Below are 267 nucleotides of genomic sequence, written 5' to 3'. Positions count from 1 at the left end.
ACTCCACACAGAAATGGAATAATCCGTTGTATATCCAGCAAACCAGACATCCCGTGCAGAACTTGCATCTAGCCCGTATTCTTGAAGTTTGTCTTCAGAATAGTTGGATGTTCCTGTTTTCCCGGCCATGTCGAGACCACTGATAGCGGCTTCCTTGCCGGTCGCTCCGGCAATGCTCGTGTCTACAACATCGCGAAGCATGTCAGTCACCATGAAAGCGGTGCTGTCTTTCATCGCCGTCACCGGTTCAGGAGAGACGACTTCTTC

The 267-nt window shown here is 50.6% G+C and carries 1 protein-coding gene; it reads right to left on the bottom strand.

The annotated features are described in order from the left end of the window. The coding region (locus tag SB775_RS30150; protein WP_410864925.1) for a penicillin-binding transpeptidase domain-containing protein at positions 1–234 on the bottom strand (234 nt) is incomplete at its 3' end. Positions 235–267: the final 33 nt, after the last annotated feature.

The organism is Peribacillus sp. SIMBA_075 (assembly GCF_046534585.1).
This window is presented reverse-complemented; position numbering and strand designations above follow the sequence as displayed.